This window comes from Pseudomonas sp. MH9.3 (assembly GCF_034354675.1).
In the GTDB taxonomy this organism is placed as follows: domain Bacteria; phylum Pseudomonadota; class Gammaproteobacteria; order Pseudomonadales; family Pseudomonadaceae; genus Aquipseudomonas.
In genome coordinates this window covers 981,288-996,346 of the sequence record NZ_CP133785.1, presented here as the reverse complement: position 1 = coordinate 996,346, position 15,059 = coordinate 981,288, and the positions used below count along the sequence as shown (strand labels likewise).

10 protein-coding genes and 4 pseudogenes are annotated in these 15,059 nt (G+C 56.3%); 7 read left to right on the top strand and 7 right to left on the bottom strand.

The window, feature by feature from the left end:
- The first annotated feature begins 6 nt into the window (after window positions 1-6).
- The 3 genes from RHM60_RS03910 (at window position 7) to RHM60_RS03900 (ending at window position 2,818) form a co-directional block, all read left to right on the top strand.
- Window positions 7-759, top strand: coding sequence for an inositol monophosphatase family protein (locus RHM60_RS03910; RefSeq protein WP_322213692.1), 753 nt, complete (start codon window positions 7-9; stop codon window positions 757-759).
- Window positions 760-778: 19 nt separating this feature from the next.
- Window positions 779-1,603: a hypothetical protein gene (locus tag RHM60_RS03905; RefSeq protein WP_322213691.1), complete on the top strand. Its 825-nt coding sequence runs from the start codon at window positions 779-781 to the stop codon at window positions 1,601-1,603.
- Window positions 1,604-1,693: 90 nt separating this feature from the next.
- A complete protein-coding gene (locus RHM60_RS03900) occupies window positions 1,694-2,818 on the top strand; it encodes an ROK family transcriptional regulator (protein WP_209982212.1) in 1,125 nt (374 codons plus the stop codon).
- Window positions 2,819-2,984: 166 nt separating this feature from the next.
- Here the strand turns inward: RHM60_RS03900 and RHM60_RS03895 are convergent, their stop codons facing one another.
- On the bottom strand, window positions 2,985-5,270 hold the full coding sequence (locus RHM60_RS03895) for a TonB-dependent receptor domain-containing protein (RefSeq protein WP_416195160.1): 2,286 nt from the start codon (window positions 5,268-5,270) through the stop codon (window positions 2,985-2,987).
- Between the two features lie 362 nt (window positions 5,271-5,632).
- On the opposite strand from RHM60_RS03895, the pseudogene RHM60_RS03890 reads away from it, so the two are divergent.
- Both RHM60_RS03890 and RHM60_RS03885 read left to right on the top strand, forming a co-directional pair.
- Window positions 5,633-5,797 (top strand): annotated as a pseudogene (locus RHM60_RS03890) (FAD-dependent oxidoreductase); the annotation flags it as partial.
- 13 nt (window positions 5,798-5,810) lie between these two features.
- Window positions 5,811-6,014 (top strand): annotated as a pseudogene (locus RHM60_RS03885) (manganese efflux pump); the annotation flags it as partial.
- A gap of 1,522 nt (window positions 6,015-7,536) precedes the next feature.
- On the opposite strand, the gene RHM60_RS25630 reads toward RHM60_RS03885, so the two are convergent.
- From RHM60_RS25630 to RHM60_RS03870, 4 genes and pseudogenes are all read right to left on the bottom strand, one after another.
- Window positions 7,537-8,241 (bottom strand): methyl-accepting chemotaxis protein, encoded by a 705-nt coding sequence (locus tag RHM60_RS25630; protein WP_416195178.1) that lies wholly within the window; start codon window positions 8,239-8,241, stop codon window positions 7,537-7,539.
- Window positions 8,242-8,442: 201 nt separating this feature from the next.
- Window positions 8,443-9,465, bottom strand: a pseudogene (locus RHM60_RS25625) (methyl-accepting chemotaxis protein); the annotation flags it as partial.
- Window positions 9,466-10,244: 779 nt separating this feature from the next.
- Window positions 10,245-10,601: a type II toxin-antitoxin system RelE/ParE family toxin gene (locus RHM60_RS03875; protein WP_044421421.1), complete on the bottom strand. Its 357-nt coding sequence runs from the start codon at window positions 10,599-10,601 to the stop codon at window positions 10,245-10,247.
- A 2-nt stretch (window positions 10,602-10,603) separates the two neighbouring features.
- A complete protein-coding gene (locus RHM60_RS03870; RefSeq protein WP_044421422.1) occupies window positions 10,604-10,894 on the bottom strand; it encodes a type II toxin-antitoxin system ParD family antitoxin in 291 nt (96 codons plus the stop codon).
- A 335-nt stretch (window positions 10,895-11,229) separates the two neighbouring features.
- Between RHM60_RS03870 and RHM60_RS03865 the strand changes: the two are divergent.
- Both RHM60_RS03865 and RHM60_RS03860 read left to right on the top strand, forming a co-directional pair.
- Window positions 11,230-11,418, top strand: a pseudogene (locus RHM60_RS03865) (transposase); the annotation flags it as partial.
- 714 nt (window positions 11,419-12,132) lie between these two features.
- The gene (locus tag RHM60_RS03860) at window positions 12,133-12,744 is read left to right on the top strand and encodes a glutathione S-transferase (RefSeq protein ID WP_322213688.1); all 612 of its coding nucleotides are present in this window, start codon (window positions 12,133-12,135) and stop codon (window positions 12,742-12,744) included.
- A 21-nt stretch (window positions 12,745-12,765) separates the two neighbouring features.
- Here the strand turns inward: RHM60_RS03860 and RHM60_RS03855 are convergent, their stop codons facing one another.
- Together RHM60_RS03855 and RHM60_RS03850 are read right to left on the bottom strand one after the other, a co-directional pair.
- Window positions 12,766-13,971, bottom strand: coding sequence for an MFS transporter (locus RHM60_RS03855; protein ID WP_322213687.1), 1,206 nt, complete (start codon window positions 13,969-13,971; stop codon window positions 12,766-12,768).
- Window positions 13,972-14,022: 51 nt separating this feature from the next.
- Window positions 14,023-15,030, bottom strand: a complete 1,008-nt coding sequence (locus RHM60_RS03850; RefSeq protein ID WP_322214572.1) for an ATP-grasp domain-containing protein — start codon at window positions 15,028-15,030, stop codon at window positions 14,023-14,025.
- Window positions 15,031-15,059 lie beyond the last annotated feature (29 nt).

The window sequence follows — 15,059 nt, the reverse complement described above, 5'->3', positions numbered from 1 at the left end:
CATCGGTTGCACGAGACTGAACGCCTGGCTGCCAGGGCTGCGAAGATTGCGCTGGGCCACTTCCAGAACCTCTCTTCGCTGGCGGTCACCGTCAAGCGTCCGCAAGATCTGGTCTCAGCGGCCGACCTGGAAGTGGAGCAGTATCTGCGCGCCCAACTCGCACTCGAATTTCCTGGTGAAGCGATCCTGGGCGAAGAGATGGGCGGTGTTCTGCACGGGCGCGGCTGGGTGATCGACCCGATCGACGGCACCGCCAACTTCGTCAGCGGCTCGCCTTTGTGGGGCATTTCCATTGCCTATGTGGAGGGCGACGAGTCGCTGGTGGGCGTAGTGGTTTATCCCGCTTTGGGTTACACGCTGAGCGCCGGCAAAGGTTACGGGCTGAGAAAGAACGGCATACATGCTACGAGACTTGCTCAGTGGGCGGGGCTGAAAGTGGCGGCGATCGGCGAAAACCTGCACTGGCGTCCAGAACACATCGGCGCGCTGGAGTTGCAGTTCCGCCAGGCCGGCTGGGGCGTGGCGGGTTACCGATGCGCGACCATCGGCCTGGGGTTCGCGGCGCTGGGTTGCACAAGCGGCTACGTGGAGCGCTACACCAGCCTGTGGGATGTCGCTGCCGGCCGTTTGCTGTGCAGCGAAGCGGGCCTGGCGATTTCTACCCAGGGCCTGGCCGTGCCAGCCGGACTCACTATCGTTGCGGGCACCCAAGAGCTCTGTGATCTAGCTCACCCTGTCTTGTCAGCCTATCTGACATAGCTATCAGAATAAACACGCCATGAACGCTATCCCCACCATCAGATCGTTTGCCAAGACGATCGAAGCGGCTTTGTACCAACACGCTGAAAACCGTTGGGCTGCCCCACCGCATCCGGCAGAGTGCGCGTCTCCCTGCGAAGGCATTGTCCTGGACTGGGACCGATGCTTGGCGAACAACGGAAAACCCAAGGCTGCGGTCATCAGATTCCTTCAAACTGTAGCGTCCAGCGTTTCGCTCGTGTCCAACAACTCGACGCTGTTCCCTCATGAAATTGCCGCCGTACTGGCGGCAGAGGGGGTCAGGCTGCCGACTCACCGCATCATCCTGGCAGGCACCCATTCTCTGCATGATGCCTTGGCGATGGAAGTGGGTGATGTGCTGGTCGTGGGCTCCAATCGGATGAAAAGCTACGCGCGCTCGATTGGTTTGCAGCTGGTTCGCAAGGATGCCGACCTCGTTATCTTGCTGAGCGACGTACGCATCACCTATACCAAGCTCAATACGGCGCTGGATTCACTCCTCGAAGGTGCCCGTTTGGTAGCGGCGAGCGCCGAGACACTTCATTCGACCAGGTATGGCAATCGAGTCCTGGATATCGGTGCCTTTCTGTCTACGCTGCAAGCGTGCATGGCCCCTGAAGACTGGAACCCGCGCATTATCGGCAAGCCGGAAATGACCTTATATGAGGCGGCGGCGCAATCGCTCGAACTGCCGCTCGATCGGTGTGTGCTGATTGGCAGTGCTGTGGATAAAAGCGTCAACGCCGCAAAATGCACTGCGCGGATGCCTGCCCTGGCCCGCCCCCAAGGCAATGGCGCCTCTGCGCTCGTCCCGAGGGTGTAACGTTAAAATTTTATGAATTCAACCCCATCGGCCAGAAGAGGCTTTAGACTGCTCTGCTACCGGAAAATCTACTTATTGCATAGTTGACTCATGGACGCAGAACAACGCCTGAAGCGCGATTACCACCCCAGTCTGAACGAGCGCAAAATTCTCGATATCTTGCGGCGCAGTGGAGGAATCACCCGAGCCGCCGTGTCGGCGGAAATGGATCTGGCGCAACAATCCGTGCACCGGATCATCGAAGACCTGATCAGCCGGGGCTTCATCCGCACGGGTCAGGCCATCAAAAACGGCCGCGGTCAGCCCAGCTTGCGCCTGGAACTCGCCAACGAGGCGGTTTATGTACTGGGCATCTCCATTAATACTGATTCGGCGGTCGTCTGCATCGCCGATTTTGCGTGCAATGTCCTCGAAGAGGTCACGCTGCGTACCCCGCCGCTGAGCTTGAATTCGACCCTGGATGCGCTGAGCAAAGTCATTGATCGCATGCTCCAGCGCAACGCGCTGAGCCGCGATCATCTGCTGGGTGTCGGGGTGGCGATTGCCGGCTACTTTGTCGACGAAGGGCGAGTGAACGCACCGGAACCCCTTCAGGACTGGTCGCTGATCGACTTGCGTCCGCTCCTGGAGCAGGCCCTCGATATGCCGGTCTGGTTGAAGAACAACGCCACCACCGGGGCCATCGGTGAAAGTCTCATCGGCGTCGGCGCCTGGGCGAGCAACTTCATTTACCTGTCGTTCAACTATGGCTTCGGTACCGGCATCGTCATTGACGGCAAGCCGTACTTCGGCAGCCATGGCAATGCTGGTGAAATCATGCTGTACACCCACGATGAAGTCGAGCGCCGCCCGGCGCTGCGCTACTTGATCGATGCGTTGCACAAGCAGGATATCCAGATTGATTCCATCGAAGACCTGCGCAATCGGTTCGACGCCAACTGGCCGGGTGTCGAAGAGTGGGTCGAGCATGTCCGGCCGGGCCTGGATCGCTTGATCAATACCCTCACCGGATTGTTCGATCCGCAGGCCATCGTATTCGGTGGGCAGGTGCCTGCCGAACTCGGGCGTCGACTGATCGACAATGTCAGTTTCTGGGGCTCACCGCGCTATGGAACGCCCGCCCCCAGGCCCAAGTTGTTACTCACCGAAAGCAACGGCGATGCCGCCGCCATTGGTGCTGCATTGATCCCTCTGAAAGAGCGTTTCTTCCTGTAGCCAGCCAGGCATACGCTGGTGCTTGGCCGCTGATTGCTCCAGGCGGTGAAGGCTGTGGTGATTCTGGACTGACCAACCAAAAAAAGACCCCGGCGCTTGAAGGCGACGGGGTCTTTTTTGCACTGTTATTTATGTGAAGCCATGCTTCATCAAACGTCTTGCTGAATCAGAAACGCGTTGAGAGCGTAACGAAAGCGCTGCGCGGCGTTCCCACCTGCAACAGTTGCAGGTCACCATTCGGGTCGGAGGCCGCACTGCCATCGGTATTCAGCGTAGAGATGTAGCGTTTATCGAACAAGTTGACCATGTTCAAGGCAACGGACGTGTCCTTCAGGCCCGCGAATGCACCCAGGTCATACGCCATGTTCGCGTTGGCCAACCAGTAACCGGGCACGCTCTGGTCATTGGTGTAGGTAAAGTAACGTTTGGTCATGTAAGTACCTTGCAGGCCCGCGCTCCAGTGGTTCCAGTTCCAGTCCAGGCCGCTTGAGTACATGATCCTGGGGGTATCGACGACCGTTTTGCCTTTGACGTTCACCGTCTGCGCATTGCTGGTGTAGTTGTCATCGTAGGTGCTGTGGTTATACGAAAGCGAGTTGGACCAACGCCAATGTTCATCAGGCATCAAAGCAAAGGCGAACTCAGCACCTCGGCTGGTCACCGAGCCTACGTTGGCCACGCCATTGGCGCAGATGAAGATCCCGGTGCAGTTGGCGATAGCGATCAGGCGATTGTCGAACTGGGTGTTATAGACGGTGGCCGAAGCAATGTAGTGCTTGGACGTGCGCCTAACACCGGCTTCAATCGTCGTGGAGGTTTCCGGCTTGAGGCCTTTGAAGCCGTTGAGTGCGTCGACCGCTGCCTGAGTATTGCTGAATGGGCTGTAGGCCCCGGAAGGGAAGGCAGCCATATTCTGCGAATAAGAGGCGAACACCTCATCTTCGTCATTAAGCTTGTAGGTCGCACCAAACTGAGGAAGGAAGTGATCGCTGGCTTCCAGTGACCCGCTTGCGTATCCGACTTTTCCTTCAGCAGTCGTGGTCGTCACCGTGCTTTTGGCACCGAATTCAAGTTTTAAACGGTCGTCCAGCAGCGTGTACGTATCGCGCAAGTAGAACTGACGCGTCAGGTCGTTGTAAGACTGATCGAATATGGTAGCCGATAATCCATAACCATTGGTCGTGACGATATGGTTCTGGGGCTCGTGTCCGGTGGTGTCGTAGAGATAGCGACCGACATTGTTCTTGTTGGACTGGATCCAGAATCCACCCTCGACCTCATGCTGGCCCAGGAACGCGGTGAGGGAGGTCTGAAAGCCGTTTCGATCAATGCCGTATTGGGTACTGCGCAATGCGTTCGCGGGGATTACTGAGGTGCCGGTATTGTAGGTGAACGGATAATACGAGTTACCAAACCCAGAGTTATGGTGATGGTAAACGGTGGTATCCAGCACCAGGTTATCCGAGAGGCTGAAATTGCCCTTCAGGATATCGAGTTCGTCATAGCGTAAGCTGCTGGCGTTGTAGACACCCTCTGCGGCGCTTTTGACGCCACCACTGAAGATACCGTTAGCGGCATTCACCGCACGGGTCCAATCGGGCGTGTAATAGGTGTAGTTGTAGCCCAGTCGGTCGATCATGCTTTTGGACAGCGACATCAGGTTGGCTTCTTCATGGTCCGACTTGCTGTGGAAGAAGCTGATGCGGTTGTCGCCGAATTTATACAGAACCTTGGCGTTGATCGCGTCTGATTTCTGCGGGTTGTCATTGCCCTTCCAGGCGTTGGCGTCGTACTTCTCACCCGAGACATACGCCGACAGGCCGTTGTACTCCCCGGTGTCGACACGCATGTAGGTGCGGCTGGTGTCGTAGCTGCCCATGGTCTGCGACAACCGGCCACCGAACTCTTTATCCGGGTCGGAGGTGGTGAACTGGATGGTACCGCCCAGATCGCTGTTGGAGGCGGTTCCCAACGAACCAATGCCTGCGGCGACAACGGTCGAACCCACGTTTTCCGGGATTACGGCGCGCGTGATGCTCAGCCCGTTGAAGTTGCCGAAGCTCATATTCCCCAGCGTTACCCCATCCAGCGTGTAGCCCAAGTGATGCATATCAAACCCGCGCAAGCTGATGCGCTGGCTGCCCTCTTCACGGCCCAGAGGATCACCGGACTGGAAGTTTACGCCAGACATGCTCTGCAAGGTCTTCAGCGGGTTGGTGCCTGCGGAGTAACGTTTAACGGTTGTTTCATCGACACGCTGAACCTGGCGCGTTTCTCCCTGGCCAATCACTGACACGGTGCCCAGGGTGGTGGTTGCTGTCGAGGCGGAGGCGTCAGGAGTATCTGCCGCCTGAGCCATCGCACTGACAAGACCAAGCGCACAAAAGGGCACCCAATGTTTGACGCCTACCTGCAAGCGAACTGGCTTGCAGGAATTGTATTTTGTCCTCATCGACAGCCTTCCTCAGAAAATAGGAGTACCAACGCGTTTGCCTTGGGCGGTGTTTGCGGGCGTTGCTCGGTTCTGCAGGGCAAGCAATCGCGTCTACTGCGCAACCTGACGCATCCTGCGAAGCCCTATGTCCGCTGGGAGGGCATATTAGTACACTTATTGTGTAGTAATTATTACCAACGTTGCGAACCCGAACGATCAGGCCCGGCTAATGGATAACGTTGGCTGATGAGCGCATTGGCTCGGCTGAACAGACGTTATGTTGGTTAGGCTGAATTGAAATGAATGACTTGTAGGCGATAGCCGAAGTCCGCTTGAACTGGCGGTTTTTCTGGCGCAGAACTTGGACGAAGAATGACACTACCGGCGCCAGCGCTCCCTACCTGGGCCTGCCATCGGAAGAAACGTTCATGGGCAAAGGCGTGTCCGCCTGCGCGACCTGCGACGGTTTCTTCTATCGCAACAAGCCGGTCGCCGTGGTCGGTGGTGGCAACACCGCCGTGGAAGAAGCGCTGTACCTGGCCAACACGCGTTAGCCGTGGATTCGGGCTTGCCTTCGTCAACGTGAATATTCTGGTTGCTGCGTCGGCAATTGGCATTGCCACCACGGTAATGGTGACCACAGGCGTGATGCTGGGTCGTGTACTTGGAACAATGGTTGGTAAGCGCGCTGAAATAATCGGTGGGTTGGTGTTGATGCTAGTTGGCTCTACTATCCTCTATGAACATTTGTCCGTGGCATGATTTAGTTTGGACTTGTCTCGCCGAAAATAAAGGCACTTACAGTGCGGGTTTAAGGCCTCTCTGTACCCGCGTGAAGTTGTTTTTCGTCTTGCTTGCTCTCGCTGAGTTTATAGTGAAGAAGAGTCAAAAATAGGATTTGGTATGGGTCTTCGATGGGGTGCAGCCACTGTGGTTCTGGCGATTTCTTGGATTATTTTTCTGGCAATTTATATATTCAGGAATTGGTCGGGCTGGTTCTTTTAGATTCTTTTCGGCATGCAGGGGGCGGAATACTCGCTAGCGTATGGTCGCGAATTCATTGGGTGTAGACCAGCCAGGCGCATCCGTTCCAGACGAATAGCAGTCGAAGAAAGCTCTCCCCAAGGAGGGCGGTCGGAGGCGGATTTCGGGGGGCAGGTAGGACTTTAAAGGGAGAGCTATCCAGCTTTCCCTCCCTTGTACATATCGATCTCAAACACAAGCTCTTCGGCAAGCTGATGAACGCTCGCGCTGTTTGCAAGCTTGGCCAGGTCTATGCCGGTTGTGCAAAACATTGAGCCGTACTCGGGTTGCCTGACGAAGACGGTAGCCGTCCATCCATTGATCAGAATGCAATCTACCTGGTGACCTGGCAGGCTCCGTTCCAGGTCCTCAGTCAGCGAAATTTTTTTCCAGCAATGCATGATGACGTACTAACGTGGCGTTGATACATGATTGACATACAACCGCTGAGAAAGTGCCAGATACACCAAGCGCATGGCTCATCAATGCCTTGCCAAAGGTCCGCAGTGGTAACCGTAGTCGACTCTGTTAAGGATCAGAGCTTCGAGCCCACGAATAGATTTATGTTCAGCGAACAGACAGTATTTACCATTGCAACAAAATATTTCTTCGCTAGCTTGAAATACGGGCCACCTAGCCCCTGTTGCAATAATGCCAAGAGTGGCGTTGCGACATTAACTTATCCAGGCAGTGTTTTGGCCCGTCTAATAGGAGAGCAACAATGAAAATTGTAACCGGCGTAATTGCTATAAACGTAGCGTTCGCAGCGTGCTCATCAGTTTATGCTTCTCAAAGCAAAGCCCCTATTGCCCAAGAGTTCAATACTCACGTAATCACCGGTTCACCACCGCTACTGCAACTAGCGGGCAATGGTGGATCGGGCGGTAATGGTGGCGCTGGAGGAAGTAACAGCGGCCAGGGCGGGGCGGGCGGAGCCGGTGGTGCTGGAGGCAGCGGGTCTCAACCCGGCAAGGGAGGCTCTGGCGGCAAGGGTGGTGCGGCTGGCCCTGGCGGGACACCAGGTGCCGACGGCGCCCCGGGCGCTGATGGTGCACGGGTTCCCAGAGATCCGCCTGATAAAAAATCAAGCACCTAACGACTCGCAATAAATAGTTGGAAGGGAGGTGGCTCAAAAGGCCCGACGGTGTATGCCAGTGTTAAGTGATGCAAGGGCAAGCGTTCCGGCAGATGGATGTTCATGCGCGCGCAGAAGCGGCAGATCGCCAGGTGAGCGCTTCACGAGGCGTCTGACTCTGGATACCTAAATTTTGAAACGCGCAACCAAGCTCTGCAAATCACTGCCCAGGCGCGCCAGTTCTGCAGTCGATGCGACGCTCTGCTCGGTTGCGGATGCAGACTGCTCAGCAATGTCACGCACGCTGAGCACGCTTCGGTTGATTTCATCGGTCACTGCGCTCTGTTGTTCGGCAGCGGCGGAAATCTGCTGGCTCATCTGTTCAATCGTGCCGATGGACTGATTGATATCAATCAATGCCTGTTCAGCCTGACGAGCCAGAACTACGGTGCCCTCGGTACGTTGCAGGCTTGCGTCCATCAGACCTGATGCTGCGCTCGTGCGCTGTTGTAGAGTGTTGATCAGCAGTTCGATTTCACTTGTGGAGTTCTGGGTACGTTGGGCCAGCGAGCGCACTTCATCGGCCACTACAGCAAAACCACGACCTTGCTCACCGGCGCGTGCGGCCTCGATGGCGGCGTTGAGCGCGAGCAGGTTGGTCTGCTCGGCGACAGCCTTGATCACGTCGATGACGTTGCCGATCTTGCTGCTGTCTTCGGTTAGGCGCTGCATGGCTTCGCCCAGATGCTTCACTTCATCGGCCAGTTGGCCAATTTCGCTTGCTGCATGTTGCACCACATTACTGCCGTGCGCAGAACGTTCGCTTGCCTGTTTGGCGGCCCGCGAAGCGTCTTCGGTGTTCCGCGCTACTTCCTGTACGGCCGAGGCCATTTCATTCATGGCGGTGGCGACCTGGTCAACTTCGTTTTTTTGCAGGGTGACGCCTGTACTTGTCTGCGCGCTGACAGCAGACAACTGCTCGGCCGCTGTAGCGATCTGCGTGACACCGTTGCCGATGCCCCCGATCAGGCCGCGCAGGGAAACGGTCATGTGCTGCATGGTGTTCTGTAACAAGCCCAGCTCGTCCTGACGGGTCGTGCTGGTGTCCCGGGTCAGGTCACCATCAGCAATACGGCGCGCGGCAATGACCGTATCGTTCAACGGAAAGGTTATCTGGCGGGTGATAAGGAGCGCAGCAACGATACCAATCAGCAAGACCACCAGCGCGACACTCAACAACTGAACGACAGCGCTGTTCTTTTCTTTTTGGGCGCTGATAATTTGCTGTGCTGCTACATCATCGGCCACAACAGCTATTGCGACGGATTGCTGTTGCAGATTGCCGCGAACCTGATCGGCCTGCTGAAGCATTTCCGAGATCGACGACATCAGCACCTTGTACTGTTTAAGCGCATTCAGCGCGGTGTCTACAGCGGCGTTCGCCTGGTTTGGCAATTCGCTGCGAGCAGCCGATACCTGCGCGATCAGCGCGTCGGCCGAATTGTAGGTCGCTTGACGGTTATCGGTTGACGGGACACTCAGATAGCGGCGAAACACCAGCCGGAAGTTGGTCATTCCGTTACGCAAGTCACCAGCGATTTTGACTTGTTTTATGCCGGTTTCATCCGGAGCACGCACTGTGTCGTCAATGGTCTTTTCCAGCAGGTTTTCGAAAGTGGCACTGACGTCGTCCGAGACCTTGATCAAGGGTTTCAAGGCATCATCGACTTTATGATTGATGCTGACCAATTGATCGAACGTCTGCTTCAGGCCGCCGACTTGCTCCTTGATGGAGCGCAGCTTAGCCAGATTACTCGGCGCGGCGAGCAGACCAATGCCCTCATCGACACTGCGGCTCAGCGTATCCAGCGCACCGCTGTAGGCTTGCACGCCCGCAGCACTCGGTGCAGTGGCGTAGCCTTGTGCGGCGATGCGGGCGTTCAGGACATCAGCCTTGATCTCGGAGACCTTGCCACTCTTGCCAAGTCGCTCGATCAGCAGGTTGGTGCTGGAGTAACCGATTGCGGCGACGGCCAGCACGCCCAGCAAAATGGCGCCGAAGCCCAGTCCGAGCTTCTTGCCGACTTTCAAGTTGTCCAACCACTTTGCGCTCATTACGGGTGTGCCTTTGATTTTTCGGAATGCCCGTGAATCGGCGCTGAGTCAGGTAACTTGATAGTTAACGTGACAAAAGTTAGCTCGCAAGCTAATGAGGGAGGCCACAGGAGCCCCGTGATTTGTGGCCTTCAGCCATTTATGAATATTTATTTAATAAAGAGCTAACCGCATCCCCGGCCGCATGATGCGCCAACAATCAGTGGTGGGCTGCTGAGATGATGAGGGCCGTTTGTATGCGGGGCTATTCAGGGCATCGCTGAGTTTTCGTTTGAAAACAACTGCATTATCTGGGGCATCGGTGGGGGCATCCTTTTCAAGGAACCGAAATTTGCCCCCATGGGTCGTGGAATCCATTGGATTTAGACAGACTGCGATGGACTTAAGTGACCAGTAACTTTTTGTTATAAAAAGGGTTTATGGGATTTAATGGAATTCCATTACAGGCTGTCAGGATCCCCAAAAAACATTTTGACAGGGCTCTAGGACGGCAGTTATAGCCTGAAAAAATTGAATTATGCCCCCAGTTTTGCCCCCATTTGTACCGACTAGGCCAGTGATCGCGAATGGCGATCTCCGGCGGGCTCCAGTACTTGGCCGTGCGGAAGAGGAAATAGGTAATGAGTCGATATCCAAGCTGATAGTCCGGTCAGACCCAGAACCCACCACTTCAATTGACAGCCGAGTCGGCCGTCAGCGAGGGCGCTCGGATTGCAATGTGGAGGCGGCGCCTTAACTTCGCTGTTGATGGCCAGTTAAGCCGTTGGGCAGGTCGCTGATCAGTCATTAGGCAAGTGCAACTGCACGTCCATGGCGTCATGAAGGAGTCGGACGACCTCGATCACCTCGTCATTTGCCACACGATAAAATACGACGTGGCGTGGGCTTTTGACCGTCCCATGAGGGTGTTTAGCTTGCTGGCGTGAATAGACGAGGTGATAGCTGCGAAGGCCTGGTGCAAGCTCATCGCGCTCGTGGCTGCCAATGCGATAAGGCGTGCCAGCAATCGCCTGCAGCGCTGCTAGGATCAGCGCTTGATACCGTTGCCGTGCTTGATCACCAAACTGCGTCTGGGAGAGTCTGAGGATGTCGACAATGTCGGCGCGCGCCGCATTGGAAATCCGATACTGCGACATGCTCAGTGTTTCTCTTTCGTCGGGATCGTTGCCTCCAGGCTCAATCCCTCGAGGTAGTGCGCCAGATCCCCTTCGTTGAGCTCAGTAAAGCGCCCGCGCTCAAGGTCCATGATGCCGATCGAGGTGGCCTGACGCAGGGCCTCAATTTTGGCAGTGTCTTCGGCGACACGCTGTTCCAATAGCCGCAAACCTTCCCGCATCACTTCGCTGGCATTCTGATAGCGGCCAGACTGAAGAAGGTCATGGATAACCTGTTCCTGGTGAGGGGTGAGCACAACGTTTCGCGTCGCCATAATAAGCTCCAGCTTTCGGCAAACAGTTTCTATCGATCATTGGCATATTATGCCATTTTGCCTACGAGCACATAGTTTGGGATTTGAATCTGATGAACTGTGTCGTACGGGGTCGTCCTTTGCGCCGAGTGGCGGGCTAGCCCGGACTGCATGCGCACAAAGTCAAAAAGGCTGTCGTAAGGGGGATGTCCTAGGCAGCTTGATTAGGCTCTGTACGAAATTAGGCGAAACTATTTCGGCAGGCCTAAATGGCTGAATGCGATAGAGTTCTCACCTCGGCTGGGGAAGCTTCCCTGATGGCCAAACGCTACGAAATTGCAGTCGAATCCTGAGCGTTGATCCCCGACTTTTTTATCGCGCCCCGCCATTGCGGACGCCCCATAGCCGAAGATCGGCTCATTCTCAATGGCATCCTCCGGGATCTCTCTTCCAGTGCGGCCTGGCGTGACATGCCTGAGCGTTTTGGCACTTGGTCAACGGTCTATCAAGGCTTTCGTGATTGGCGCAACCAAGGCACGTTCGACTAGATGCTCAAACTACGCTCCCGCCGTCGATCACACCTCCAGCAATATTTGGTGCGCAGGGTCGTCTTCGAACATCAGCGCCTGCCCATTCTGAGCGATGCGTATTTTTCATCCGATTGAACTGGTCAAGTAATCCCGGACACCGATTACGGTGTTTATGCCGCTTTTTGCTCCATGGCTATTGGCGACAGGTAGTTGTTGTAGCCGTGGAGCCTGATTCGATTGTATCGCATGGTAACGATCGCATTACAGGCTATCGGGGTCTCTGGACTCAAACGGATATTATGGTCTGCGCCTGATCTGAGAGGAGCGCACTTCTTGCCGCAGTGTGCGATTTAAAGACTCTCAGGGTCGCAAAAAAACATTTTGACTGGGCTCTAGCGCAGTATTTTCAGCATGAAAAAATCTCAATGTGCCCCCAATTTTTCCCCCATTAACATGCCGCAGACGAGCGATCACGAATGGCGATTCCTGACAGGGACCAGGGTTGTCGTTGATGGTTTTCAGTTTACGGCAGTCTCGGCTTGCAGAGGAGGCGCCTGGCCGTTGGTGATCAATTCATTCGAGCAAGCTTTCCAGACTCATTTTGCTACAGCCCGATGACGCTCAGAGCCTGCCGATATCTCTCAATGCCCCATGCAAACACTCAAATTTCACTTCTCTGCAACGCAGCCAAGAAATAGGATTGAGCCCCATTACAACGGAGTTCAACTGATGAAATTGATAGGCATGCTGGATTCCCCATATGTTCGACGTGTGGCTATTTCGTTGGAGGTGATGGGGGTCTCGTTCGAGCACGCCGCACTTTCGGTATTCAGCGAGTTCGAAGCATTCGGTGCGATCAACTCGGTGGTGAAGGCGCCGAGTTTGGTGCTGGATGATGGTAGCGTATTGATGGATTCGACGCTGATCATCGACTACTTCGAGGCGTTGAGCCCGGCTGAGCGAAAATTGATGCCGCACCAAGCCTTGCCTCTGGCCGCTTCACTGCGGACCTTGGGGTTGGCACTGGCTGCCTGCGAAAAGGCAGTGCAGATCGTCTACGAATACCAGCTGCGACCGGAGGAGAAACGCCATCAGCCCTGGCTGGAGCGGGTAACCAGGCAGTTATTGGCTGCTTGTCGTGCATGGGATACCCAATTGTCGGGGCGACAACCGGTTTCGCTGGATCGGCCGGGTCAGGACGACATCACCAGCGCCGTCGCCTGGTCGTTTATTCAGTTGATGGTCGCTGATGTGGTCAGGGCGGATGATTTCCCAGCGTTGCAGGCACATGCGGCACGCTGGGAAGCTACCGAGCTATTTAAACGCTACCCCCAGGTTTAATGGCACCAGAGCGCCTGATGGTCAGTCCCTCACCAAGGACGAGCGTTGGCTGTTGGACGAATAGGCCTCTCTCAGCATATAGCACAGGTACAACGCCGACAGGATCAGCGCGGTCTGCAGCAAGCCGAGGTATTGGGTGAGCAGGCCGCCGGCCAGGGTGACTGAAATGATGCCGAAGTAGGACGCCGCATACTGGTAGGTGGCGACATGAGCCATGTCGGCGCTGGAGCAGGCGTTGACCACGTTGGCTTCGTAGTTGAAGAACATTAGTTCCCACATGAACATGTAGGCAAAGTAGGCGGTGTAGCTGCTCGCCACATTGTATCCGTTGCTGGCGGCACACAACGCGGCGAGGCTGGCGATACTCACCAGGCGCACCGCGGTGGCACTGAACGTGCGGCCGGTCTTGTTATAGAAGTAGAACGCAACCGCTCCGATCAGCGCGCCCAGGCTGCTGAGGATCTGCAGGTAACCCACGTATTCATCGTTCAGGCCCAACTGGTGTGCGGGAAGCGTTACCCGTGAGATGTTGAAAAAGCCCTGGAAGACGCTGACGAACACGATGGACGCCATCAAATAGCGCTTGAGCAGCGGGTTGTTTTTAAGCAGGTTCGCGAGGTTGTTGCTCTTGAGCAGGGTTGGCGCGTCGGGGGACTCCTTGTCTTCAATCGCCTGGCTGTCGGGCAGCAGCAATGACACCAGGCCGGCGACCGTAAAGAGCACAGCGACGGCGCTCAGAATGATCATCGGCGTGGTCTGGCCCTTGAAGTAAGCGAGCATGACACCGGCCAGGCCACCGGCAATAAACTGCGCGGTCAGGGTCATGGGCACGGCGAATTTAACGTCTTCGCCCGAGAAAAAGCGTTTGATCGCGACGATCCGCGTTACTCGCTGAAGCGCATCAAGGAAGCCGATGGTCAACGCACCTGCGATGGCAATCATGGGGAACCTTGGCAGCAGCAGGAATATCCCCACCGCGCACAACAGACAGGCTGCGTTGGCCAGCGCGAAAATTGGCCGTGGCGAGCCCGAGGCTGCGACTTTCTTGATGGCGACGTAGAGCAGGATCGGCACCAGCATCGGTGCAACCAGCACCGCGTCGGCGAGCAGCACATTGCCAGTCGCGTTGTAGAGGTAATAGGAGAGGTAGACGTAACTGACGGTGCAGCCGGCGATGGACGCCAGGTTGATCACCCATAGCGTCATGCTCAATTTTCTGGCGTCCATGATTCGATCCATATCAAAAAAGTGGTCGGGCAGCCGCGGCTGCCGTGTGGGTCATACGGATTCAGGCAACTGTTGCTCAAGCCCATCCAGCAGTTTGTAGGCCGACGCTTTCAGCGTGCTGGCGTCAGTGCTGATCAGAAACGCTTGCCCGGCATAATTGAGTACGCCGCCGGACAGGTCGTAAGGCGGGAAGGGCGCGCCTGGCGAGATGGACTGCGCCAGCTCGACATTCACCGACGTCTCGTGGCCGGTGAGGGCTTTCCAGTCCACCTGGCTCGGCGCGAACACCCGCGAGGACGTCCATTGGGTCCCCAGGCTGTCGCAACCGATCAAGGCGATCGAGGCCGCCGCACAGCGCGGTGGGGTTTCTTCGAAGCCGGGAATCTCGCACTCATTGCCGAGGATGACGTCCAGGAACAGGCCGACATAGTCGACGCCGAACACCTCATCAAGCTCCTTGGCGATCGCCACGCCACCCATGCGCGCTGCGGTTTCCAGGAAGGACACTTCGCCATTGGCCATCAGCTTGAGTTCGGTGTGGGTCGCGCAGTTCTGCAACCCCAGGGCATCGATGGAGCGACTCACCCACTGCACGATCCGTTGTTTTTTCTCACTGTCCAGCACACAGGGCGCAACGTTACCCAGCTCGGTGAACGGCTCGATAGTGCGCAGCCGGCTGGTCATGGCGATCGGGTAGTACTGGCCGTCGCGCACCAGGCCCTCAACGCTCAGGTAATCGCCATAACCCTCTTCCTCGTACCAGGAGTCGGTGGTCGACTCGATGATTTCCTCGGCAATCAGTTGCGGGAAACCCTGGCTTTCGCTGAACTCGTGGTCACCTTGCTGACGTGTGACTTCGGTCAGGTCCAGCATGCGCATCACCGCGCTTTCGCTTTCGTCGTGCCGGCGGATAATTTGCTGTGCGATGGAACCTGCGCCGTACGCCAGCTTGATCAGGAACGGCAGGCGCAATTTACGCGTGCCTGGCAGATCATCCAGCGACCTGACCGGGCAGAACAAGGGTTGCGGTATGCCCGCGGCGGCCCAGTGCTGGCGCATCAGAATCTTGTTGCGGGCCAGCATGACGT

Coding starts and splice junctions, on each gene's coding strand:
- RHM60_RS03875 (WP_044421421.1), bottom strand. CDS start 10,601: ATGTCGCAGTATCGGATTTCCAATGCGGCGCGCGCCGACATTGTCGAC.
- RHM60_RS03860 (WP_322213688.1), top strand. CDS start 12,133: ATGAAATTGATAGGCATGCTGGATTCCCCATATGTTCGACGTGTGGCT.
- RHM60_RS03855 (WP_322213687.1), bottom strand. CDS start 13,971: ATGGACGCCAGAAAATTGAGCATGACGCTATGGGTGATCAACCTGGCG.
- RHM60_RS03900 (WP_209982212.1), top strand. CDS start 1,694: ATGGACGCAGAACAACGCCTGAAGCGCGATTACCACCCCAGTCTGAAC.
- RHM60_RS03870 (WP_044421422.1), bottom strand. CDS start 10,894: ATGGCGACGCGAAACGTTGTGCTCACCCCTCACCAGGAACAGGTTATC.
- RHM60_RS03905 (WP_322213691.1), top strand. CDS start 779: ATGAACGCTATCCCCACCATCAGATCGTTTGCCAAGACGATCGAAGCG.
- RHM60_RS25630 (WP_416195178.1), bottom strand. CDS start 8,241: ATGGCCTCGGCCGTACAGGAAGTAGCGCGGAACACCGAAGACGCTTCG.
- RHM60_RS03895 (WP_416195160.1), bottom strand. CDS start 5,270: ATGAGGACAAAATACAATTCCTGCAAGCCAGTTCGCTTGCAGGTAGGC.
- RHM60_RS03850 (WP_322214572.1), bottom strand. CDS start 15,030: ATGCGCCAGCACTGGGCCGCCGCGGGCATACCGCAACCCTTGTTCTGC.